Source organism: Martelella mediterranea DSM 17316, assembly GCF_002043005.1.
Lineage (GTDB): Bacteria > Pseudomonadota > Alphaproteobacteria > Rhizobiales > Rhizobiaceae > Martelella > Martelella mediterranea.
This window is the reverse complement of record NZ_CP020330.1, coordinates 2,530,078-2,551,120: the sequence shown is the minus strand read 5'-3', so window position 1 is coordinate 2,551,120 and position 21,043 is coordinate 2,530,078. Positions and strand designations below refer to the sequence as shown.

General features: G+C 61.2%; 23 protein-coding genes and 3 tRNA genes. 13 read left to right on the top strand and 13 right to left on the bottom strand.

Annotated elements, in window-relative coordinates; all coding sequences use genetic code 11:
- Positions 1–8: 8 nt before the first annotated feature.
- On the bottom strand, positions 9–713 hold the full coding sequence (locus Mame_RS11925; RefSeq protein ID WP_018063702.1) for a metal-dependent hydrolase: 705 nt from the start codon (positions 711–713) through the stop codon (positions 9–11).
- 99 nt (positions 714–812) lie between these two features.
- On the opposite strand from Mame_RS11925, the gene ruvX reads away from it, so the two are divergent.
- On the top strand, positions 813–1,289 hold the full coding sequence (gene ruvX, locus Mame_RS11920; protein WP_018063703.1) for a Holliday junction resolvase RuvX: 477 nt from the start codon (positions 813–815) through the stop codon (positions 1,287–1,289).
- A 4-nt stretch (positions 1,290–1,293) separates the two neighbouring features.
- Here ruvX and Mame_RS26680 read toward each other — a convergent pair whose 3' ends face one another.
- Positions 1,294–1,467, bottom strand: coding sequence for a hypothetical protein (locus tag Mame_RS26680; RefSeq protein WP_018063704.1), 174 nt, complete (start codon positions 1,465–1,467; stop codon positions 1,294–1,296).
- Positions 1,468–1,572: 105 nt separating this feature from the next.
- Here Mame_RS26680 and Mame_RS11915 point away from each other — a divergent pair, with 105 nt between their 5' ends.
- Both Mame_RS11915 and Mame_RS11910 read left to right on the top strand, forming a co-directional pair.
- Positions 1,573–2,499: an AEC family transporter gene (locus tag Mame_RS11915; protein ID WP_018063705.1), complete on the top strand. Its 927-nt coding sequence runs from the start codon at positions 1,573–1,575 to the stop codon at positions 2,497–2,499.
- A 4-nt stretch (positions 2,500–2,503) separates the two neighbouring features.
- On the top strand, positions 2,504–2,881 hold the full coding sequence (locus tag Mame_RS11910) for a VOC family protein (RefSeq protein WP_018063706.1): 378 nt from the start codon (positions 2,504–2,506) through the stop codon (positions 2,879–2,881).
- 28 nt (positions 2,882–2,909) lie between these two features.
- Here the strand turns inward: Mame_RS11910 and Mame_RS11905 are convergent, their stop codons facing one another.
- From Mame_RS11905 to Mame_RS11880, 6 genes are all read right to left on the bottom strand, one after another.
- The gene (locus tag Mame_RS11905) at positions 2,910–3,098 is read right to left on the bottom strand and encodes a helix-turn-helix transcriptional regulator (RefSeq protein WP_018063707.1); all 189 of its coding nucleotides are present in this window, start codon (positions 3,096–3,098) and stop codon (positions 2,910–2,912) included.
- Complete coding sequence (locus Mame_RS11900; protein ID WP_018063708.1) at positions 3,095–3,466, bottom strand: hypothetical protein; 372 nt, start codon at positions 3,464–3,466, stop codon at positions 3,095–3,097. Before Mame_RS11900 ends, Mame_RS11905 begins: the two co-directional genes overlap by 4 nt.
- 145 nt (positions 3,467–3,611) lie before the next feature.
- On the bottom strand, positions 3,612–4,787 hold the full coding sequence (gene tuf / locus Mame_RS11895; RefSeq protein WP_018063709.1) for an elongation factor Tu: 1,176 nt from the start codon (positions 4,785–4,787) through the stop codon (positions 3,612–3,614).
- Positions 4,788–4,903: 116 nt separating this feature from the next.
- Positions 4,904–6,094, bottom strand: coding sequence for a GGDEF domain-containing protein (locus tag Mame_RS11890; protein WP_155122095.1), 1,191 nt, complete (start codon positions 6,092–6,094; stop codon positions 4,904–4,906).
- Positions 6,095–6,464: 370 nt separating this feature from the next.
- Positions 6,465–6,538: transfer RNA gene (locus Mame_RS11885), tRNA-Gly, on the bottom strand.
- A 111-nt stretch (positions 6,539–6,649) separates the two neighbouring features.
- Positions 6,650–6,734 (bottom strand) — tRNA-Tyr (locus tag Mame_RS11880).
- 222 nt (positions 6,735–6,956) lie between these two features.
- On the opposite strand from Mame_RS11880, the gene Mame_RS11875 reads away from it, so the two are divergent.
- The 5 genes from Mame_RS11875 to Mame_RS11855 all read left to right on the top strand — a co-directional run bounded on the left by Mame_RS11875 (position 6,957) and on the right by Mame_RS11855 (position 12,384).
- Positions 6,957–7,829, top strand: a complete 873-nt coding sequence (locus Mame_RS11875) for a TrmH family RNA methyltransferase (RefSeq protein WP_026173279.1) — start codon at positions 6,957–6,959, stop codon at positions 7,827–7,829.
- Positions 7,830–7,848: 19 nt separating this feature from the next.
- Entirely contained in the window at positions 7,849–8,616 is a 768-nt protein-coding gene (locus Mame_RS11870) for an HAD-IIB family hydrolase (RefSeq protein ID WP_018063711.1), read from the top strand.
- Positions 8,617–8,792: 176 nt separating this feature from the next.
- Positions 8,793–10,013: a glycosyltransferase family protein gene (locus Mame_RS11865; protein ID WP_018063712.1), complete on the top strand. Its 1,221-nt coding sequence runs from the start codon at positions 8,793–8,795 to the stop codon at positions 10,011–10,013.
- 596 nt (positions 10,014–10,609) lie between these two features.
- On the top strand, positions 10,610–11,770 hold the full coding sequence (locus Mame_RS11860; protein WP_033409661.1) for a GGDEF domain-containing protein: 1,161 nt from the start codon (positions 10,610–10,612) through the stop codon (positions 11,768–11,770).
- 179 nt (positions 11,771–11,949) lie between these two features.
- Entirely contained in the window at positions 11,950–12,384 is a 435-nt protein-coding gene (locus Mame_RS11855; protein ID WP_018063714.1) for a PACE efflux transporter, read from the top strand.
- Between the two features lie 191 nt (positions 12,385–12,575).
- Here Mame_RS11855 and Mame_RS11850 read toward each other — a convergent pair.
- Positions 12,576–12,652: transfer RNA gene (locus Mame_RS11850), tRNA-Arg, on the bottom strand.
- 138 nt (positions 12,653–12,790) lie between these two features.
- Positions 12,791–14,296: a sensor histidine kinase gene (locus tag Mame_RS11845; protein ID WP_026173280.1), complete on the bottom strand. Its 1,506-nt coding sequence runs from the start codon at positions 14,294–14,296 to the stop codon at positions 12,791–12,793.
- A 239-nt stretch (positions 14,297–14,535) separates the two neighbouring features.
- On the opposite strand from Mame_RS11845, the gene rpmH reads away from it, so the two are divergent.
- From rpmH to yihA, 4 genes are all read left to right on the top strand, one after another.
- A complete protein-coding gene (gene rpmH, locus Mame_RS11840) occupies positions 14,536–14,676 on the top strand; it encodes a 50S ribosomal protein L34 (protein WP_079920770.1) in 141 nt (46 codons plus the stop codon).
- Positions 14,677–14,691: 15 nt separating this feature from the next.
- Positions 14,692–15,093: a ribonuclease P protein component gene (gene rnpA, locus Mame_RS11835; RefSeq protein ID WP_079920767.1), complete on the top strand. Its 402-nt coding sequence runs from the start codon at positions 14,692–14,694 to the stop codon at positions 15,091–15,093.
- Positions 15,083–16,873 carry a membrane protein insertase YidC gene (gene yidC, locus Mame_RS11830; RefSeq protein WP_026173281.1) on the top strand — a complete coding sequence of 597 codons (1,791 nt, stop codon included), beginning with the start codon at positions 15,083–15,085 and terminating at the stop codon, positions 16,871–16,873. The genes rnpA and yidC overlap by 11 nt, the downstream gene beginning before the upstream one ends.
- A gap of 108 nt (positions 16,874–16,981) precedes the next feature.
- The gene (gene yihA, locus Mame_RS11825) at positions 16,982–17,632 is read left to right on the top strand and encodes a ribosome biogenesis GTP-binding protein YihA/YsxC (RefSeq protein WP_026173282.1); all 651 of its coding nucleotides are present in this window, start codon (positions 16,982–16,984) and stop codon (positions 17,630–17,632) included.
- A gap of 371 nt (positions 17,633–18,003) precedes the next feature.
- Here the strand turns inward: yihA and Mame_RS11820 are convergent, their stop codons facing one another.
- From Mame_RS11820 to Mame_RS11810, 3 genes are all read right to left on the bottom strand, one after another.
- Positions 18,004–18,561, bottom strand: a complete 558-nt coding sequence (locus Mame_RS11820; RefSeq protein WP_018063720.1) for a fasciclin domain-containing protein — start codon at positions 18,559–18,561, stop codon at positions 18,004–18,006.
- Between the two features lie 140 nt (positions 18,562–18,701).
- Complete coding sequence (locus Mame_RS11815) at positions 18,702–19,412, bottom strand: anti-sigma factor (RefSeq protein ID WP_018063721.1); 711 nt, start codon at positions 19,410–19,412, stop codon at positions 18,702–18,704.
- On the bottom strand, positions 19,409–19,948 hold the full coding sequence (locus Mame_RS11810; protein WP_018063722.1) for a sigma-70 family RNA polymerase sigma factor: 540 nt from the start codon (positions 19,946–19,948) through the stop codon (positions 19,409–19,411). Before Mame_RS11810 ends, Mame_RS11815 begins: the two co-directional genes overlap by 4 nt.
- A 169-nt stretch (positions 19,949–20,117) precedes the next feature.
- On the opposite strand from Mame_RS11810, the gene argB reads away from it, so the two are divergent.
- Positions 20,118–21,005, top strand: a complete 888-nt coding sequence (gene argB / locus Mame_RS11805) for an acetylglutamate kinase (protein ID WP_018063723.1) — start codon at positions 20,118–20,120, stop codon at positions 21,003–21,005.
- Positions 21,006–21,043: the final 38 nt, after the last annotated feature.

Sequence of the window (21,043 nt, the reverse complement as noted above, 5' to 3'; positions counted from 1 at the left end):
GCAATTGATCAGAGTTCGACCGTTTCGCCCGGTTTCGGCGTCAGCACTTCCGTCGGCCCCGAGGCCATGCCGGTCACGAAAGACTCCGGCGTCTGGTCGATGATCGGGAATGTGCCGTAGTGGATCGGCAGCACCGTCTCGAAATTGAAATAGCGCTGGCAGGCAAGCGCCGCCACCGCGCCGCCCATGGTGAACCGGTCCCCGACCGGCACCAGACCCACCTGCGGGGCGTGCAACTCGTTGATCAGCGCCATGTCGGCGAAGATGTCGGTATCGCCCATGTGGTAGGTCGTCGGCTCGTCATCGATATGCAGCATCAGCCCGTTCGGATTGCCGAGCGCATGGGAAACGCCATCCTCGGTGATGAAGGCGGAGGAATGCAGCGCGTTGGTGAAGGTGACGGTGAAGTTTCCGAAATCGATCGTGCCGCCGGTATTGCCGGCCTCAAGCTTCTCCACGCCCTTTTTGCCAAGCCAGGCGGCAAGGTCGGCATTGGCGAGCACGGTGGCGCCGGTCTCCTTGGCGATCGGCACCGTATCGCCGAGATGGTCGCCATGGCCGTGGGTGAGCAGTACATGGGTGACGCCCTTGACCGCGGCATCGCGGTCAAGCCCCTTGAACGACGGGTTGCCGGTCAGGAACGGATCGATGAGAATGGTTGCCTTCGCGGTTTCCAGACGAAACGCGGAATGCCCGAGCCAGGTAAGCTTCATTTTGCTTTTCCTCCTTGCTGGCGTTAAGTGTTCCTCCAACACCTAATGCGATCGCGCGCCATTTTCCATCACAGCGCGGCAAAAGGCGCCAGGAAAATAATGACAGTCCATACAATCGATGAGCTGGCCGCAGCGCTTGCCCCTTCCAAAGCCATTGCCGGGCTCGATCTCGGCACCAAGACCATCGGCCTTGCCGTTTCCGACCTCTCGCGCCGATTTGCCACGCCGCGGCCGGTGCTGAAGCGGACCAAGTTCACCCGGGATGCCGAAACGCTGCTGGCATTCGCGGAGAAGGAGCGCATCGCCGGTTTCGTCATCGGCCTGCCGATGAACATGGATGGCAGCGCCGGGCCGCGCGTGCAGGCGACCCGGGCCTTCGTGCGCAGCATGGAAGAAAAGACCGACCTGCCGTTCTGCTTCTGGGACGAAAGGCTGTCGACGGTGGCCGCAGAACGCGCGCTGCTGGAAATGGATGTCTCGCGCCAGAAACGCGCCGGGCGGATCGATTCGGCGGCCGCCTCGTTCATTCTGCAGGGTGCGCTAGACCGCATGGCGGCCATCGCCCGGCAGCAATGACGGGCTATTCCTGCATCGGCTCCAGATCGCCGCGCAGCATGCGGTTGGGGTCGAACATGTAATCGATGAAGGCGATCGCCAGCAGGATTGCGCCGCTGACGGCGAGTTCCACTGGCAGGCATGCGAGACACACGCCCAATATCGCCACCTGATAACGCCGCACGCGGACTTCCTGCATTTGTTTTACCCTTCCGACCTTATCTCTGGCAGAAACCGCAGCCATCTGGCAAGCAGTGATCGGCGGCAAAGTTAACCGCGGCACAATTGATAACCGGGAATCCGCATGCTCATCATCTTCGAAAGCGTCCTGCCGATCTTTCTCGTCATCGCCTTCGGCGCGGTGTTGAAGCGCGTACCGCTGTTCAGCGAGGCGTTCTGGTCCGGCCTCAACCAGCTCGGCTACTACGTGCTGTTTCCCGCGCTGCTGGTCACCACGCTGGCGCGCGCGGACTTCTCGTCGCTCGATGCCGGACGGATCGGCTGGGTCGCGCTTCTGGCCGTCGCCGCGATAACCGCGCTTTCCATCGCGCTCTGGCCGATCCTGAAACGCACCGGCCTCAGCCGCCCGGCCTTTACCTCCGTGTTCCAGACGACAACGCGCTGGAATGCCTTTGTGGCGCTCGCGATCGCCGACAAGTTTGCTGGCCTCGAGGGCATGGCGGTGATCTCGCTGATGATGACGGCGACGATCGTTCCGCTCAACATCATCAATGTTCTCGTGCTGGTGCTGTTTTCGGAGGGAAAGACCAACATCATGGTGATGGTGCGCAATGTCGTCACCAATCCGCTGATTATCGCGGCACTCGTGTCGATCATCATCAATGTGCTGGGCATACCGATCTACGATCCGCTCTATGCCGGCCTCGACCTGATGGCCCGCGCGGCGCTCGGCATGGGCTTGCTTCTGGTCGGCGCGGGACTGGTGATTTCCGACGCGTTGAAGCCGAAGCCGATGGTGCTGCTGCCGACGGCGCTGAAGCTGATCCTGTTTCCGCTGGTCACCTACGCGCTTGCCACGGCCTTCGGCATCACCGGCATGGCGCTTACCGTCATGGTGCTCGGCGCCAGCGTGCCGACCGCCATGAACGGCTATGTGCTCGCCCGCCAGCTCGGCGGCGACGCGAGGCTTTATTCCGCGGTCGTGACGGTACAGACGGTGGTTTCGATCATAACGCTGCCGATTGCCCTGCTGCTCGTGGGCGGCGGCTGATGCCATGGCAAGGCCGGTCTTCATCAATACGCTCGTCTTCGTTTCCGACATGAAACGGTCGCTCGCCTTCTATTGCGACCTGCTCGGCCAGACGATCGCGCAAGACCACGGCGATTTCGTCCAACTGGAAAACGGCCTCGCGCTCCACAACGGCGCTGCCCTCGAGGCGACCATGTTCGGCTCGCCGGTCGGCGAGCGAAGCCGCTACGGCCGCGGCAATCTCATGCTCTATTTCGAAACCGACGAACTTGAGGCGATGTTAGCGCGGATGCCACAAGAGACAGAGCTGATCCATCCCATCGAAACCCAGGCCTGGGGCCAGAAGGTGTTTCGCTGCTATGATCCGGACGGACACATTGTCGAGGTCGGGGAGCCGATGTGACGCTCTGACTTCCCCGGGCCGGGAATTCCTACGGCAGGAATATGTCCTCGATTGCGAGCTCGAACAGGCGCGCAATCGCGAAGGCGAGCGGCAGGCTCGGATCGTAACGTCCGCGCTCAAGCGCGTTGACGGTCTGACGGGATACCTCAAGCCGCGTGGCCAGATCCGCCTGCGACCAGCCGCGGGCGCGCCGCAACTCCTGGATACGATTGTTCATCGATACCGAATCCGCCCGATCACCAAACCGGCCACCCACAAAACCGCCATTAGCGGCCAGACGACGAACATGGAAAGCCGCGGCATGCCAATGCCTTCCAGAAACCCGTAACCGAAGGTGATCAGCGCCGTGCCCGCGAACGCGAGCGACAGCGCTTCCAGCTGCAATTTGCGCTGCATTTCATCGAGCCTGGAGATCGACCGAAACACGATCCAGCATATCGCCGCCACAGGCAGCATGGGCGCGATCGAGAGAGAGATGCGCAACCAGTCCGGCTCAAGACCGCCGGCCAGAAGCCGTTGGGCGAGGAAGAGCGTCAGCATGTATGCGGCGAGACCCGCAAACATCAGACCCAGGTATTTTTTCATAGCGCACCTCCTGTAAAGCTTGCTTTACATTGAAGCTGAGCATTCGCGATGTCAAGCTTGCTTTCCATGGATTTCAATCGCGCCAATAAAAAAAAGCCCCGCCGGATCGCTCCGACGGGGCTTCTCAATTTCGTTCGATCAAGTCTTACTTGATGATCGAAGCAACAATCCCTGCACCAACCGTGCGGCCGCCTTCGCGGATCGCGAAGCGCAGCTTTTCTTCCATCGCGATCGGAACGATCAGCTCGACGTCAACCGTGACGTTGTCGCCCGGCATAACCATTTCCGTGCCTTCCGGCAGCGTGACAACACCGGTCACGTCCGTGGTGCGGAAGTAGAACTGCGGACGATAGTTGGTGAAGAACGGCGTATGACGGCCGCCTTCGTCCTTCGTCAGAATGTAGGCTTCTGCCTTGAACACGGTGTGCGGGGTAACCGAACCGGGCTTGCAGAGGATCTGGCCGCGCTCGACCTGATCGCGCTGAACGCCGCGGATAAGCGCGCCGATATTGTCGCCGGCCTGGCCCTGGTCGAGCAGCTTGCGGAACATCTCAACGCCGGTAACCGTCGTCTTCTGGGTGTCCTTGATGCCGACGATCTCGACTTCCTCGCCAACCTTGACGATGCCGCGCTCGACGCGACCGGTAACAACCGTACCGCGACCCGAGATCGAGAACACGTCTTCGATCGGCATCAGGAAGGGCTGGTCGATCGGACGCTCGGGCGTCGGGATGTAGTCGTCGACGGCGGCCATCAGTTCGCGAACGGCGTCTTCGCCGATCTTCTTGTCCGAATCTTCGAGAGCGGCGAGAGCCGAACCCTTGATGATCGGGATTTCGTCGCCGGGGAACTCGTAAGAGTCGAGCAGTTCGCGGACTTCCATTTCGACGAGCTCGAGCAGCTCTTCGTCATCGACCTGGTCGACCTTGTTCAGGAACACGACGATCGCCGGAACGCCAACCTGACGGGCAAGCAGGATGTGCTCGCGGGTCTGCGGCATCGGGCCGTCGGCGGCGGACACGACCAGGATCGCGCCGTCCATCTGGGCAGCACCGGTGATCATGTTCTTCACATAGTCGGCGTGGCCGGGGCAGTCGACGTGGGCGTAGTGACGCTTGTCGGTCTCATACTCGACGTGCGCGGTCGAGATGGTGATGCCGCGAGCCTTTTCTTCCGGAGCCGCGTCGATCTGGTCATACGCGCGGAAATCGCCGAAATACTTCGTGATCGCTGCCGTCAGCGACGTCTTGCCATGGTCAACGTGGCCGATCGTGCCGATGTTTACGTGCGGCTTGCTCCGCTCAAACTTTGCTTTTGCCATGTGAATGCTTCCTGTAACTGGTAACACGGATGCCCCGGCGAACCGGTTTAGTGCCGCCGTTTAAGGCTTTCGGAAGCAATAAGCAAGACAAAATCTGGGAAGCGCCCGAAAGCCCGTCAGATGTCCGTGCGCCGCCGCTCGGATACGAACGGCACCACGCGTCCGGCGCCCTGCTCCGTGTCGCGGCCGCTGTCGGCCGCACCGCTCACCACACGGTTGCGGCCCAGCCTTTTGGCCTCGTAAAGCGCTGCATCCGCGGCGGCATAGAGCGTCTCGTAGCCACGTTCGATGTTGATGGTCGCAGCGCCGACGCTGCAGCGGGCGGAGAGTTGCCGGCCCTGACCGGCTGAGGCATCTTCGTCGAGCCGCCGCCGAATGCGCTCGCCGAGCGCGCCGGCCCCCTCCGCCCCGAGGTCGATGGCAAGGATCGCGAACTCGTCGCCGCCAATGCGCCCGACGATGTCGCCGGCGCGCGACTGATCGATCAGCACCGCGCCGACGCGCCGGAGCACCGCATCGCCCACCGGATGGCCGAGCGCGTCATTGATCGCCTTGAACTCGTCGATGTCGATCAACACCAGGCTCACCATCACCCGCGTCCGCCCGGCATAGATCGCGCCCACCGCGCGCTCGAAGCCGGCCCGGTTCAGGACACCGGTAAGGTGATCGCGATCCCTCAGCGTGTTTGCCGTCTCAAGTCGTTCCACGAAATGCGACGCCAGCAGCTCGAGCGTCAGGATCATCGCCAGAAGCAGGATATAGAGCTGCAGGAAGCCCCAGAAGACCGACTGCGGGTTGGCGATATCCTGATTGAAGAACACGCCGGCCGTGCGGATGGTGTGCATCAGCCCAAGGGTTATGAAGGTCCAGAAGATCAGCTTGTCGTGAATGGTGTCGTCGCGACGGATCCAGATATGCTTGAGGGTGACGACGAAGATGACGATCAGGCCGATATTGATGCCGGCGGTGCGAATCTCGATCGTCGAGGTAAGGTAGAGCACGACATAGACCGCGCTGAGGAGGACGAACATGCCGATTATGAAAGTCCGCCCGAAGGACTTGCCGCGCCGCTGAAGCAGAGATTCCCCGAAGGTGAGCTGGGCGGCGATGAAGGCCATATTGCTGAACGGCAAGGCGATATTATCCGGCACGTAAGGACGGAGAAACATGCCTATGAAGGCCGCGTCCACCGTTAGCAGCGCAATTGCGAAAAGCATCAGATAGCGCTGCCGGCCGCCGGTAAACCAGGCCAGGACAAAGCTGCCCGCCAGAATCGCCAGCCCACCCGTCACGATCAATGACTGCATGATATCCACCGGCCGGAGAACCCCATCAAACTCATCACGCTGCTGCAACCGCGACGACCGAAACCTTTATGCGTCAGGGACTGTAGGAGCGGCGACGGCAAAGTCAGGCCACTCCAATCGGTCGGCATAAACCTGAAACAGGTTGAACTCCGGCCTATTCAAAAGAAACAGTGGTCCAAGTCAATCCCCGCAGGCGCTTTCGCCCCACGCCCGCCCGGAACACGCCCCATCCCGCAACCCCGAAACGCATCACAACGAAATACAACCTATACGAGACTTCCATAACGAACGCAATGGCGTGACGCAACATAATCGTCCACGTAACCAGGGCGATGAAAGATTATTCTTGTGATATTGGCGTGAGATGGATTGGAGCGGGTAGCGGGAATCGAACCCGCGTATTCAGCTTGGAAGGCTGCTGCTCTACCATTGAGCTATACCCGCGGAACTTAAGAAGAGCGTTCGGTTCGATACACTCGGATCGGCGTTCCAACCAGCAACTTGTCTGCGTGATCCGCCGGTCCTCGCTCCGCTCGGATCAGGTCCCAGGTCCGGTGGTGGAGGAGGTTGGATTCGAACCAACGTAGACTAAGTCAACGGATTTACAGTCCGTCCGTTTTAACCACTCACGCACTCCTCCAGTACCAGCCTGGATGGCGGCCATGCCGCCGATCGATACCGCGCCGGCACGCCGGCTCGCTTCGATCTGCGCCGCGTATATGACCGGCTGATGACGCTCTGTCAACACGGCGCTTCACAAATTCCGCTGAAAAATCATCTGGCCCGCAATGCGGGCGCGCCGCAGTGCAAAACCGGCGCCAACCGTCTAGCCGGAAGCGGCCCGCCGCTCTATAAAAAGACCATGAACAAGAAACACGACCGCGACGGCTCCGCCAAAGACAGCCACTACGCCAAGCTCCGACGCACCCACCGCGACAGCAAGCGCGCGCGCGGCGACCTGCCCCCTGCCCCGCCCCGTCAGGGCAAGCGCGGCCCGGCCGGTCCGTTGCCGGTGGCGGACGACGAGGTGCTGCTTTACGGGCTGCACACCGTGCGCGCGGCAATCGAGAATCCGGCGCGCACGCTGATTGCGCTCAAGATCACTCAGAACGCGCTTGCCCGCCTGACGGACGGGCTGGAACTGCCGGCAGACCTTCCGGTGGAGATCGTCCGGCCGAAGGAGATCGACGACATTCTCGGCGAGGACGCGATCCATCAGGGCGTGATGCTGAAGGCGCGCACGCTGCCGGTCCGCAAGCTGGATGCGCTGCAGGACAGCCCGCTGCTCCTGGTGCTCGATCAGGTAACGGACCCGCACAATGTCGGCGCGATCCTGCGTTCCGCCGTCGCGTTTGCCGCCGGCGCGGTGATCACCACCATGCGCCACAGCCCGGCCGAATCCGGGGTGCTCGCCAAATCCGCTTCCGGCGCGCTGGAATATATTCCCTATATCCAGATCACCAATCTGGCCAAGGCGGTGGATGAACTCCACGCCATGGGCTTCACGACGGTCGGGCTCGATTCGGAGGGGCCCGCCGTGCTGGAAGAGAGCCTTCGCGGCGACAAGATCGCGCTGGTGCTCGGCGCGGAAGGCAAGGGGCTGCGCCAGAAGACCCGCGAGACAGTGACCACGCTGGCAAGGCTCGACATGCCCGGCGAGATCAAATCGCTCAATGTTTCCAATGCCTCGGCGATCGCGCTTTATGCGGCGCGGCAGTTTCTTGCCAGAAACTGAGACGCATAAAGGTCATCCGATGCACATCGTCTTCACCGATCTCGACGGCACGCTCCTCGACCACGAGACCTATTCCTTCGAGCCAGCCCGACCGGCGCTGGAGCTCTTGAAGGCGCGGGGCATCCCGCTCGTTCTCGCAAGCTCCAAGACCGAGGCCGAGATGCGACCGATCGCCGCCGCGATCGGCATCGAGCACCCGATGATCGTGGAAAACGGCGCGGGCATCGTCAACATGCCCGATGGCGAAGCGGAGGAAGACGGTGTCTATGACAGGCTACGCGCGGTGCTGTCATCCATGGACCCGGATTTGCGCCGCCACTACCAGGGTTTCGGTGACTGGAGCGATGCCGAGGTCGCCGAGAGGACCGGCATGTCGCTCGAAAGCGCCCGCCTTGCCCGCACACGCCGTTTTTCCGAGCCCGGCCTCTGGTCCGGCGGCGAGGACGCGCGCGCGACCTTTGCCGCAATTCTCGACGCGCATGGGTTTCAGGCGGTCCAGGGCGGCCGGTTCTTCACGCTGATGCCGAAAACCTCGAAGGCCGAGGCCATGAAAAAGATCGCCCGCCACTTTGCGGAAACCTCGGATGAGCCGGTTTTCGCCGTGGCGCTTGGCGATGCGCCCAATGACGCGGCCATGCTGGAGGCCGCCGACAGGGGTTTCATCATCGCCAATCCCGCCCATGCCGAATTGCCGGTCTCGGATCGCGAGCGCGAAGGCTTCATCGCCCGGTCCGAGCGGACGGGCCCTTACGGCTGGAATGACATGATATTGCAATTATTGGCATAATATAGTTGGTAAATGCATGAGCAGTTCGCACTTGGACGGACCCACCCGCCCTTCGCGGAGTTGCCGCATAACAATGACGATCGAGCGGCCTTGCAGCGTTGAAAGCCGCCCGCTCTGATCCATATTCCAATCGGCAGCCCGTCGCTGCCGCAAGCACAAAAATCAGGAGCGTCGCCATGGCTGACTTTCATCAAAACGGCGTCGTCGCGACGCTTCACAACCTGCGCGAACGCTCGCTCCATCGCGTAGAGCGCGAGCTTTCGAGCTTTTCGGCGACCCGCCCGATCACGCTGATCCTGCCCTCCCTGTTCTCCGAGCTCGAGGCAGAGGCACTCGACAACATCGTCAAACACCTGACTGAGGTGCCCTATATTTCCAACATCGTCATCGGCCTCGACCGCGCCGATGAGGAACAGTATCGCTACGCGCTGAAATATTTCAGCCGCCTGCCCCAGCACCACGCGGTGCTGTGGAACGATGGCCCGCGCATGCAGGCCGTCCACAACCGGCTGGGCGAAGCGTCGCTGGCGCCGGCAGAACCCGGCAAGGGCCGCAATGTGTGGTACTGCATCGGCTATGTTCTCGGCGCGCGCAACTCGTCCGTCGTGGCTCTGCATGATTGCGACATCGTGACCTATTCCCGCGAGATGCTGGCCCGCCTGGTCTATCCGGTCACCAACCCCGCCTTTCCCTATGTGTTCGCCAAGGGCTATTATCCGCGCATCGCCGACGGTTCGCTCAACGGGCGCGTGACCCGGCTTCTGGTGACGCCGCTTCTACTGGCGCTGGAAAAGACCATCGGCCACCAGCCCTATCTCGATTACCTGAAGGGGTTCCGCTATCCGCTCGCCGGCGAATTCGCGATGCGTACGCACATCCTGCCCGATATCCGCATTCCGTGGGATTGGGGCCTCGAGATCGGCGTGCTGTCGGAACTGTGGCGCAACTATTCCAACAATGCCATCTGCCAGGTCGATATTTCCGACGCCTACGACCACAAGCACCAGCCGCTTTCGCAGGAGGATGCCCAGCAGGGTCTGTCGCGCATGTCCACGGACATCTGCAAGACCGTTTTCCGCAAGCTTGCGACCGACGGCGTGACCTTCTCGCAGGAGACGCTCAGAACGGTGAAGGCGGCCTATTTCCGCACCGCGCTGGATCTGGTCGAGACCTACCACAACGACGCCCGCATGAACGGGCTTTCCACCGACCGGCACAAGGAGGAACAGGCGGTCGAACTGTTTGCGACCAACCTGACGGAAGCCGGCAACGCCTTCCTCGAAACCCCGGACGCAACGCCGCTGATGCCGCGCTGGAACCGGGTCCTTAGCGCGCTTCCCGACGTGCTGGACGAGATGCAGGCCGCAGTGGCGGCCGATATGGCGGAATACGGCTGACCTGTTCTTTAGAACCTTTCCGCATTTCACGGAAAGGCTCTATCTCTTTGTTTTTACGCAATTCCGGACGGTGCACCGGTGTCCACTTCACCTGGAATTGCTATAAAACGGTCGCTCGCAAAACGACCCGTCGCGGATAGTCGCGGCGGGTCGTTTTGTTGAGACCTGCCTCTACACGGCGTTACTTCCCTCTACATGAGCCGGTACCGCGCCCGTAACCGATTGTGGCGGCTGAATCACGGGCATTCCGCGATCCTGAAATCATGAAAGTCAACGGCTGCAAGCCAAACCGGCTGCCGCGTTTTCGAAATCCCCGAGCATAGCAACGACCACGTCGGGTGACCCTACCCGCATGTAAAGGTAGGGCTAGACATACATAACTGCTTCCATTTCAGTCAGAATTGCTCTAATTGGCGTTGATATTTCTTGCCGCCTACGCTCAAAACGTGCCGACAATGAAATATTTTGAAACTAAAAGCTTACTTTTTCTCCGGAAACAATCTATACGTGCAGTCGCCTGCAGTCCGGAGAGATTGATCGCAGCCTTCTCCGATGTTGATTTCCACCAGCTGTTTATTTCAGAAGCCTGATGTCCGATGGAAACTGTGGTAGCGCGAACAATCCTTTCCTTGACGGGTCCGGGCATCGTTCTGACATTCAGTCTCGCCTTTGCAGTGTTCTGGCTGATCGAAAGGCGGCTGCTTTATTTGCCGGTGCTAGCGCTATCGTGCCTATTGTTCACACTGGGCTCGCTCTCGCAAATTCTCGGCTGGCCTCCGGGCGTTGGAGCGAATGCCCTTGTTTCCGGCGCACTCTATACGCTTGCGGTATTACTGACCGTGCAGGGGATACTCCTGCGCGCCGAAAAACCATTCAACTGGTGGCTCTGCCTGGCCGTATTCGCGGTCATCATGGCGCTGCTCTGGTATTTTTTCTATGTTGATCGGAATCTGACCGCCCGTATCTACGTACAGCATTTCGGCTATGGCCTGATCATGGTTTCGGCAACGGTTCCCCTTGCGAAGCGTCCGGCGCCCCGCCCCGTCGATCGCGTTCTCTTCTGGGTCCTGCTGCTTTTCGCCCTTCACTTCTTTCCGAGAACCCTGCTGACCGTCGGCAGTTGGATCGCTCCCGGCGTGGCCGCTTTTGCAAATTCGGTGTTCTGGCAGGCCATGCTCTTCTCCATCGGTCTCCTCGCGGCGGTGCTGGCGCTTACGCTGCTGTTTGCTGCCTTTTCCGATGTCCTGCACGATTTGCGGCGCGAGCGTGACTACGATGCGCTGACCGGGGTGTTGAACAGGCGCGGTTTCGGCGACCGGATCGACACGGAATTGCCGGTCATCGACAATCCGGTTTCCCTCGTTCTTTGCGACATCGATCACTTCAAGAGCATAAACGATCTTTATGGTCACGATCAGGGCGATGTGGTCCTCAGGGAAGTGGGCAAGGTCCTGCGCCAGAATGCCCGCAAGCACGACATCATCGGGCGGCTGGGCGGCGAGGAATTCGCTATCCTGATGCCGGATACCGACGTCGAGGCGGCGCTGCAGTTCGCCGAACGCCTCAGGGCCGCCGTCGAGGCACATCACTACGGCCTGCCGGATGGCGCAACTGACGTCACCGCGAGCTTCGGCGTCGCGACGCGCGAACCGTCCGAAAGCTGGAACGCCCTGTTCAAGAACGCCGACACGCGCCTCTATGTCGCCAAGAGGGGCGGCCGCAATCGTGTCGTCAACCACGACAACACGCTCCCGTGACCGTCGCGCGGGTCTCTCGCCGTTCCCGCTCCCGCAAAACGTCGAAGCAAACTTTTTCACACTTCGAAATGTCGGCACTTGAAACGAGCGGTCGCATGCGCCATCTCCGCTTGCGTGAGGACGACCTCCCCGAATTGGACAACAGCCGGGACGACCCGGCATCTCATTTGAGGTTGCCCATGCGCTCCCCTCTCGATCGCCTTCGCCATGCACTCAGCTTCGAGATTATCGGCCTGCTTCTGATCGTTCCGCTCGGCGCATTCGCCTTCGGCATGCCCATGCACGACATCGGCGTGGTGGGCGTTGCAAGCGCCACGCTCGCCGCCCTCTGGAACATGGTCTACAACTATATCTTCGACCACATCATGCAGCGCCTGTTCGCCACCACCGAGAAGGCGATGCCGTCGCGCGTGGTCCATGCGGTTCTGTTCGAACTCGGCCTGCTCATCGTGCTGATGCCGTTCATCGCGTGGTATCTCGGCATTTCGCTCGTTCAGGCGCTGGCCATGGATATATCCTTCGCGCTGTTCTACATGGTCTACGCGCTCGGCTTCAACTGGGCTTATGACTTGGTGTTTCCGCTGCCGGAATGGGCGGACAAGCAACCCGAATGAGGCCACCATCCCCAGATCCTTTGCCGCGTCGGGCGAAAAACCAGTGACCACTTTTTCGCCCGACGCTCCAGCTTTTCGAAGGAGGTCGCGCCGGCAGAGGCGTCGAACGCGCTGAAAGCGCACCGCGGCGGCTACACGCCAAAACGCCTCGCCCGGCACGCGGATATTCAAGTTTTTCGTGCGTGAAGAAGTGGCGCGCTCGAAGAGATTCGAACTCCTGACCCCCAGATTCGTAGTCTGGTGCTCTATCCAGCTGAGCTACGAGCGCTTGCCATTTGCGGTCGCCGCGTCTGTCTGCGGCGTGCGAAACGGCTTCTAAGACCTTGCGATTTGGAATGCAAGCGGATTTCGGAAAATTGTTGTCATTTTCCTGAAACATGAAAATGACGATACCCACGCGCAGCCCTTAGCTGCCGGCTTCGTTCTCCTCGCGCCAGCTTTCCAGCATCACCGGGCGGTCGGGAATTTCGATGCGGAACAGCGTACCCTGGCCTGCCTTTTCCACAAGCCCGATCGTGCCGCCATGGGCGAGCACCAGTTCGCGGGCGATGGCGAGCCCAAGCCCCGTACCGCCGCTGCGGGCCGAGCCACGAAAGGCGGCGAACAGGTTCTCGCGCGCCTTCTGCGGCATGCCGGGCCCGGTATCGTCGATCGTCAGCGACACCACGCTGCCATGGCGCTGGGCGGAGATCGTCAGACAGTTGACCGATTCGGCCTTGGCCTGCTGACCGAGCGCCTCGACGCTGTTGCGACAGAGGTTGAAGATCACCCGGAACAACTGCTCGGGGTCGGCGTCGATCTTCAGCCCTTCCGGCACCCGGTTGATCCATTCGATCGAGGGATCGGCGGAGAGTTCGAGATAGTCGTGAACGTCGTTGACCAGCGACTGGACGTCTATCATCCGGCGCTTCGGCTCCGCCTCGGAGACCTGGCCATAGCTCAACACGGAACGCGAATAGAGCGCCGCCCGGTCGATCGCGCGCAGCAGCTTCGGCGCGACCCGCTTGACCACCGGGTCGTCGATGCCGGCGATGCGGTCCGACATCAGTTGGGCGGCGGACAGGATATTGCGCATGTCGTGGTTGATCTTGGAAACGGCCAGACCGAGTTCGGCAAGCCGCTTCTGCTGGCGCAGGGTCTTCTGCAATTCGCTCTGCATAGTGGCCAGATGACGACCGGCAATGCCCAGTTCATCGGGTTCCGCGCTCGGGCGGAACACGCTCTCCGGCAGTTCGGGATGTTCGGAAAACGCCTGCATATTGGCGATCTGGCGCCTGAGCGGGCGCACCAGCATCGAATTCAGCCGGAAAAAGATCAGCATCGCGGTGACGGAGGACAGCAGAATGCTGAGCGCGAAGATATTGCGCGCATAGATCAGCAGCGCGTGGCGCAATTCGTCGTCGGAGATCACCAGCTCGATGATCGCGTCGCTGTCGCCGATATTGCCGAGAATACGGATCGCCCGATCACCGCCGAACAGAAGCTCATCAAAGGCATCGACCACCGCCTCCACCGGGCCGACATCGGTCAGATCGTAGCTGCGGCTGATTTCAGGCGGCATGTCGGTCACCGCCAGCAGTTGCGACATGCCGTCCTTCCTGAGCACGATCGCCTTTGTGCCCGTCGCCATCAGCGTCTCGTCCTGAAGCGCGCGCGGCAGGGAGAGCGGTTGAAGCCCGTCGATGACGGTGACCGCGGCGGCGGCGGTGTTCAGCCGGTCGTCAAGCCAGCGCAGGCGCATGGTGGCGACCGCCGGCACGAAGAACACGATTTCGGCAAACATGATGATGGCGACCGTCAGCATCAGGATACGCCCGGAAAGGCCGGAGAGAAAACGCGGCATCGCGATGCCGTCGGCACTGACGCGGGGAGATGCACTTTCCGTGCCCCGAGGGCGGTTTTCAGACCGCATCCGCTTTCTCCGATTCAACCTGAAGCCATACTATGCCCGAACGCCGCAAATGCAAAACCGGGCCGGGCTAGCTGCGACTTCTCAGCCGCGCGATTGACAATTCGCGGCGCTTTCCCTTATAAGCCGCGCAGTTTCGGCTCTGCACCCATATATTTTTGCGGAGCGAACGACATCAACCACACGCTTAACCGGTTTCGGCCGGTTTTCAAGAAGGGCCGCACACCGCGGTATTAAAACAAATGTCTACCAAGCGTACCTACCAGCCTTCCAAACTCGTTCGCAAACGCCGCCACGGCTTTCGCTCGCGCATGGCAACCAAGGGCGGCCGCAAGGTCCTCAACGCCCGCCGCGCCCGCGGCCGCAAGCGTCTTTCGGCGTAAGGGCGTTTCGCCCTTATGTCCGGGCCCGATCAAAAGGCCAAAGTCGGACGGCTGAAGACCCGTCCACAGTTTCTCGCCGTACAAAAGGGCGAGCGGCGCAAGGGCCCCCTTTTTCTGCTTGAAGTTCTCGACCGACGCGAGCCCCAATCGGAGCCTCGCGTCGGTTTTACTGTGACAAAACGGCAGGGCAATGCCGTCGCGCGCAACCGCATTCGCCGCCGCCTGAAAGAGGCGGTCCGCCTGAAGGCAGCGTTTGCAATGCAGCCCGGTTGCGATTATGTCATCGTGGGCCGCAGCGAGGTGCTCGATGCACCGTTTGCGCGGCTTGTCGACACGCTGGAATCGCGGATCTCGAACCCGCCTCAAATCCGACGGAGCCGGAAGGCCTCCGCACCAGGAATTAAAGATGGAAAATAACCGCAATTCTATGATCGCGATCGGCCTGACGGTCCTGATCGTCCTCGCCTGGCAGTTCTTTTTCATGGGTCCGCGCATGGAGGCCCAGCGCCAGGCCCAGGAACAGGCCGCCCTGCAGCAGCAGACGCAGGAACAGACCGTTACGCCAGAGGGTGCTTCGCCAGCAGTCTCGGGCCAGACCGGCGGCAGCGATGCGGTATTTTCCCAGTCAGGCGCGCAGCAGGCCTCCGCGCCGCGCGTCAAGATCGAGACGCCCTCACTCGAAGGCTCGATCAATCTCGCCGGCGCCCGGATCGACGATATCAAGCTCAAGGATTACCATGTTTCGGTTGATCCCACGAGCCCGATCGTGACGCTGTTCTCGCCGGCCGACACAGAGAACGGCTATTTCGCCGAACTCGGTTTCGTACAGGGCGACAATTCCGGAACGGTTCCGGGTCCGCAGACGGTCTGGACGCTGGAGAAGGGCTCCGAGCTGACGCCGTCGACCCCGGTGATGATTTCCTACACCAATGATTCCGGCATCAAGTTCACCCGGACCTTCTCGATCGACGACAAATACATGATCACCGTCGACGACAAGGTCACCAATAATTCCGACAAGCAGGCCGCGGTGACGCCTTATGGCCGCATCACCCGCTTCAACTTGCCCGACGAGCCGTCCGCTTGGGTTCTGCATGAAGGCTTCCTCGGCGTGTTCGGCGCCGATGCCGGCGTGACCCTGGAAACCTACAAGTCGGTCGACAAGGAAAACCAGAGCTTCGATGGCGCGACCGGCGGATGGTTCGGCGTGACCGACAAATACTGGGGCACCGCCGTCATCCCGCAGGCCAATGTCAATTACGATGCACGGTTCTCGCATTTCACCGATGGCCGCCCGCGTTATCAGGCGGATTATTCCGACAATGCCGCGCTGACGATCGCGCCCGGCCAGTCGGCCGACCTGAAGACCATGGTGTTTGCCGGCGCGAAGGAAACCAACACGCTGACGGCCTATGAGAACCAGTACAACATCCGGCTCTTCGACCGCATGATCGACTGGGGCTGGCTGTGGTTCATCACCAAGCCGCTGTTCCAGCTCATGGACTTCATCTACCATCAGGTCGGCAATTTCGGTGTCGCGATCCTGATCACCACCGTCATCATCAAGCTGATCTTCTTCCCGCTCGCCTCCAAGCAGTATGCCTCCATGGCCAACATGAAGCGCATGCAGCCGAAGATGACCGAGCTGAAAGAGCAGTATGGCGACGACCGTATGGGCCTTCAGAAGGCGATGATGGAGCTCTACAAGAAGGAGAAGATCAACCCGGTCGCCGGCTGCTGGCCGATGCTGATCCAGATCCCGATCTTCTTCGCGCTCTACAAGGTGCTCTACGTCACCATTGAAATGCGCCACGCGCCGTTCTTCGGCTGGATCCAGGACCTTTCCGCGCCTGATCCGACCAGCCTGTTCAACCTGTTCGGTCTTCTGCCGTGGTCCGTGCCGTCCATTCTGATGATCGGCGCATGGCCGATCATCATGGGCATCACCATGTGGATCCAGATGCGCATGAACCCGACGCCGCCGGACAAGACCCAGGCGATGATCTTCAACTGGATGCCGGTCGTGTTCACCTACATGCTGGCGCAGTTCCCGGCGGGACTGGTGATCTACTATGCATGGAACAACACGCTTTCGATCCTGCAGCAGTCGATCATCATGAAGCGCCACGGCGTCAAGATCGAGCTGTTCGACAATCTGAAGGGCGTGTTCCGCAAGAAGAAGCCGGCTTCGGAATAGGCCTGACCAGCTCTCCCTACTCGGAGAGGCTCAAATGGCGGCAAACGCCTCAAGGAAAACACGCCCGGCACCCTTGCCGGGCGTTTTCTTCATGGTAAGGATCGGGATATGACCCAGCAGATCGCCCAGGATGCAGCGCTTTTCGCCCGACAATGGATTTTCATCCGGGGCGTGCCCTCGATGAAGTTCCTGCCGCCGGAAGGCCCGGCCGAGGTCGCCTTCGCCGGCCGCTCCAATGTTGGCAAGTCCTCGCTGATCAATGCGCTGCTCACCCAGAAGGGGCTGGCGCGCACCTCCAACACGCCGGGCCGTACCCAGGAACTCAACTATTTCGTTCCCGACGGCTATTCCGGCGAGGGCGAGGACCTGCCGCCAATGGCGCTGGTGGACATGCCCGGCTACGGCTACGCCCAGGCCCCCAAGGCGCAGGTGGAGCAGTGGACCAAGCTGGTGTTCGACTATCTGCGCGGCCGCGCCACGCTGAAGCGGGTCTATGTGCTGATCGATGCCCGCCACGGCATCAAGAAGAATGACGAGGATGTGCTGGATCTGCTCGACAAGGCCGCCGTCTCCTACCAGATCGTGCTGACCAAGAGCGACAAGATCAAGCCGCCGGCGGTCGCCAAGCTTCTGACCGCCACCGCAGAAAAAATCCGCAAGCGCCCCGCCGCCTACCCCGTCATTCTCGCGACGTCTTCGGAAAAACATGACGGGCTCGATGCGTTGCGCCAGGCGATCATCGACACGATCAACATGTGACCGCACAAAAAGACCGCCCCGAAGGGCGGTCAGTTGACACCGGGGTTGGTGTTTTCCGCCGGGTCTTCTCGTCATGTATCCGGTCGGTATCGAGCAGTTCAGAGCGAAGCCCGCTCCTGACGCTGTCAGATCGAACCTCCTCATCTCTGAGTTGCTTCGGATCACTATTCCCCTTTTGCGTGTCGTATTCGCGGCGGAAAACAGGTATTCCGAAGGAAACTGCGTCGTCCGAGACCAGGATGATGAAACCACCCGGGGGAGGAAGAGGGACGGCGCGAGCCATCCCTCCCCGGGGCTGCCGCCCCTATTCAGCCAGTCATTGAGGTTCCGTGACCGGCCGGAAGCTGGAGCTGGCTTCCGGCCGCGAGGCCTCAGCTGGCAGGCAGCAGAACCTTGTCGATGACATGGATGACGCCGTTCGACTGCTCGACATCCGCGATCGTGACCGTGGCTACGCCGCCGTTTTCATCGGTCAGCGTAATGGTGCCGTTCATTTCCTTTGCCTTCAGCACGCAACCGCCCACGGTTGGCACGTCATGCTCGCCGCCATCATCGGCGATCATCTTCTCGATCGCGGACGACATCGCATCCGCGGCGACGACGTGGCAGGTCAGAATCTTGGCCAGCGCATCCTTGTTTTCCGGCATCAGAAGCGTGTCGACCGTGCCGTCCGGCAACGCCGCGAAAGCTTCATTGGTCGGCGCGAAGACGGTGAAGGGGCCATCGCCCTGAAGCGTCTCGACAAGACCGGCGGCCTTCACGGCGGCGACCAGCGTGGTGTGGTCGGCGGAATTCATGGCGTTTTCGACGATATTCTTGTCCGGATACATCTCGGCGCCGCCGACCATCGGGTTGGCGGCGAAGGCCGCGATCGCGGTGCCCGAAACAAGCGCGGCGGCGATGGCGGTTTTCTTCAGAAGTGCAAACATGAAATTCTCCTCAAACTTTTCGTGTTCCGCCAGTCCTCGTGGCTGGCTATGAAACAAAGGACGAAAGGCCGGACAGAGAAGTTTCAGTTTTCTTCGATTTTCTTTTACGTATATGTTTTATAATGATATTTTCTTGAAACTCAGAGCGATCTCAGCTCGCCGGCGGCAATCACCGGTCCGGTCGGCGCGCCTGAGGGCGAGCCGCCAAACGGCTCGATCGTGACCGCGAAGGAAGCGCCGGCATCGATGCGGCTGGCGACAGTGCGCGGCACCGCGATTTCGCCCTCGCCGGTCTGCGGCAATACGCCGAGCGACAGCGGTGCATCCTCGCCCGCGATCAGCCAAAGCTCCAGCGAACGCTCATCCGCCGCGCCGGCGGCAACCGGCGTGAACGTCACGATGCCGTTGCGCGCATTGTAGCGCGCCACGAGGTTGACGGCATTGTCCGGCCCGCTGAGTTCGGCAAGCAGGGTCGGCTGGGCCTCTGAGAGGAAGCGCTCGCTCGCAAGAAAGGCGACAGCAAAGATGATGGCCACCGCCGCAACGCCGCGCCAAAGGGCGACGGAATCCCAGGCGCGGCCAACGAACCCCTGTTTCTCCTTGCCCGTGCCGAACAGCCGGGTTTCGATGGCGCCGCGCATATAGGCCGGCGGGGTCACCTCGCCATATTCCTCGTCGAGCGGCTCGAGCCTTGCCTGCCAGGCGTGAACCAGCGCGGCGAAGGCCGGATCGGAACGCATTCGCGCCTCGGCGGTCTGCCGCGCATCCCGCGACAGCGTGCCCAGCACATATTCGCCGGCAACGACGCTGTCGTAGGGCTTGTCGCCTGATGTGTCTTCCGGCGTCGTCATGCTTCCAGGCACTCTTTCAGTTTGATCAGGCTGCGGCGCAGCCGGGTTCGCATGGTGTTGAGCGGAACCCTGTACTGCTCCGCCAGTTCATTATAGCTCAGTCCCTGCACATAGGCGTCCTTCACGGCCGAGGCCCAATCGGGCTCGAGGCGCTGCATGCAGTGGTCAATCCTGCGGCCCTCGCTTTTCAGGTGGGCGTCTTCTTCCGGCGTTCTGGCGCCGTCGGCGAGATCGTAGACATCATCGATATCGCGCGTCGCGGGCTTTTTCTGCCGGAGCCGGTCAATTGAGTGGTTTCGGGCGATGGTGGCGAGCCAACCCATCGGCGAGCGTCCATCGGTCGAGAACGTGCCGGCGCGCTGCCATATCCGCACAAAGATATCCTGCAAGGCGTCTTCCGCCTCGCCGCGTTCGCCCAGTATACGAAGACAGATCGCAAAAAGTTTCGGACTCGCCTGCTCATAAAGCAGTTCGAACGCGCTTCGATCGCGCATCGAAATCCGGGAGATCAGAACGCCGAGGTCTTCACCCGCCATGAAAGCCCTGCCCTGCCATTGCGTTCCGTTCCTCCCTCATGCGCGCTCCCAGATGATAAACATCAAGTTTGCCGGCGCAAGCTCATCTTTCGGTTAACGCCGGACAGGAGTTTCCCAGATCGCGAGTTTGCGCTAAAAGGCCGCTGAGCAAATTGCAGCGGGAAACTTCATGTCACTGTCGGAAAGCGAACAGCAGGCGCGGCTCCTGGTCCAGGCCCTGCCCTATATGCAGAAATACGAGAACAAGACGATCGTCGTGAAATATGGCGGCCACGCCATGGGCGACAGCGAGCTTGGCCAAGCCTTCGCCAGCGATATCGCGCTGCTGAAGCAGTCGGGCGTGAACCCGATTGTGGTTCACGGCGGGGGGCCGCAGATCGGCGGCATGCTGAAGCGGATGGGCATTGAATCGAAGTTCGAAGGCGGGCTGCGGGTCACCGACCAGGCGACCGTCGAGATCGTCGAGATGGTGCTGGCGGGCTCGATCAACAAGGAGATCGTCGCCCTGATCAACCAGACCGGCGAATGGGCAATCGGGCTCTGCGGCAAGGACGGCAACATGGTGTTTGCCGAAAAGGCCAAGAAGACGGTGATCGACCCCGATTCCAACATCGAGCGCGTGCTCGATCTCGGCTTTGTCGGCGAGGTCGTGACCGTGGATACCACCCTGCTCGACCTTCTGGCGAAATCCGAGATGATCCCGGTGATCGCGCCGGTGGCCCCGGGCCGCGCCGGCGAGACCTACAACATCAACGCGGATACCTTTGCCGGCGCGATTGCCGGCGCGCTGCGCGCCACGCGCCTGCTGTTCCTCACCGATGTCCCGGGCGTGCTCGACAAAAATGGCGAGCTGATCAAGGAATTGTCGGTTGCCGAAGCGCGCAACCTGATCCTGGACGGCACGGTTTCGGGCGGCATGATACCCAAGGTCGAAACCTGCATCGAGGCGATCGAGGCCGGCGTCGAAGGCGTGGTCATCCTGAACGGCAAGGTCAAGCACTCGGTCCTGCTCGAAATCCTCACCAAGGGCGGCGCGGGCACACTGCTGGTGCCCTGAACAAGCCGGGCGAACCGGTAGGCTTCGCCCTACGACAG

Excerpts from the sequence above, each read along its gene's own strand:
- rpmH (WP_079920770.1), top strand. The coding sequence starts at position 14,536 with ATGTCTACCAAGCGTACCTACCAGCCTTCCAAACTCGTTCGCAAACGC.
- Mame_RS11845 (WP_026173280.1), bottom strand. The coding sequence starts at position 14,296 with ATGCGGTCTGAAAACCGCCCTCGGGGCACGGAAAGTGCATCTCCCCGC.
- yidC (WP_026173281.1), top strand. The coding sequence starts at position 15,083 with ATGGAAAATAACCGCAATTCTATGATCGCGATCGGCCTGACGGTCCTG.
- Mame_RS11915 (WP_018063705.1), top strand. The coding sequence starts at position 1,573 with ATGCTCATCATCTTCGAAAGCGTCCTGCCGATCTTTCTCGTCATCGCC.
- Mame_RS11870 (WP_018063711.1), top strand. The coding sequence starts at position 7,849 with ATGCACATCGTCTTCACCGATCTCGACGGCACGCTCCTCGACCACGAG.
- Mame_RS11890 (WP_155122095.1), bottom strand. The coding sequence starts at position 6,094 with ATGCAGTCATTGATCGTGACGGGTGGGCTGGCGATTCTGGCGGGCAGC.
- rnpA (WP_079920767.1), top strand. The coding sequence starts at position 14,692 with ATGTCCGGGCCCGATCAAAAGGCCAAAGTCGGACGGCTGAAGACCCGT.
- yihA (WP_026173282.1), top strand. The coding sequence starts at position 16,982 with ATGACCCAGCAGATCGCCCAGGATGCAGCGCTTTTCGCCCGACAATGG.
- Mame_RS11810 (WP_018063722.1), bottom strand. The coding sequence starts at position 19,948 with ATGGCGGGTGAAGACCTCGGCGTTCTGATCTCCCGGATTTCGATGCGC.
- argB (WP_018063723.1), top strand. The coding sequence starts at position 20,118 with ATGTCACTGTCGGAAAGCGAACAGCAGGCGCGGCTCCTGGTCCAGGCC.
- Mame_RS11910 (WP_018063706.1), top strand. The coding sequence starts at position 2,504 with ATGGCAAGGCCGGTCTTCATCAATACGCTCGTCTTCGTTTCCGACATG.
- Mame_RS11925 (WP_018063702.1), bottom strand. The coding sequence starts at position 713 with ATGAAGCTTACCTGGCTCGGGCATTCCGCGTTTCGTCTGGAAACCGCG.
- Mame_RS26680 (WP_018063704.1), bottom strand. The coding sequence starts at position 1,467 with ATGCAGGAAGTCCGCGTGCGGCGTTATCAGGTGGCGATATTGGGCGTG.
- ruvX (WP_018063703.1), top strand. The coding sequence starts at position 813 with ATGACAGTCCATACAATCGATGAGCTGGCCGCAGCGCTTGCCCCTTCC.
- Mame_RS11855 (WP_018063714.1), top strand. The coding sequence starts at position 11,950 with ATGCGCTCCCCTCTCGATCGCCTTCGCCATGCACTCAGCTTCGAGATT.
- Mame_RS11900 (WP_018063708.1), bottom strand. The coding sequence starts at position 3,466 with ATGAAAAAATACCTGGGTCTGATGTTTGCGGGTCTCGCCGCATACATG.
- Mame_RS11820 (WP_018063720.1), bottom strand. The coding sequence starts at position 18,561 with ATGTTTGCACTTCTGAAGAAAACCGCCATCGCCGCCGCGCTTGTTTCG.
- tuf (WP_018063709.1), bottom strand. The coding sequence starts at position 4,787 with ATGGCAAAAGCAAAGTTTGAGCGGAGCAAGCCGCACGTAAACATCGGC.
- Mame_RS11860 (WP_033409661.1), top strand. The coding sequence starts at position 10,610 with ATGGAAACTGTGGTAGCGCGAACAATCCTTTCCTTGACGGGTCCGGGC.
- Mame_RS11865 (WP_018063712.1), top strand. The coding sequence starts at position 8,793 with ATGGCTGACTTTCATCAAAACGGCGTCGTCGCGACGCTTCACAACCTG.
- Mame_RS11815 (WP_018063721.1), bottom strand. The coding sequence starts at position 19,412 with ATGACGACGCCGGAAGACACATCAGGCGACAAGCCCTACGACAGCGTC.
- Mame_RS11905 (WP_018063707.1), bottom strand. The coding sequence starts at position 3,098 with ATGAACAATCGTATCCAGGAGTTGCGGCGCGCCCGCGGCTGGTCGCAG.
- Mame_RS11875 (WP_026173279.1), top strand. The coding sequence starts at position 6,957 with ATGAACAAGAAACACGACCGCGACGGCTCCGCCAAAGACAGCCACTAC.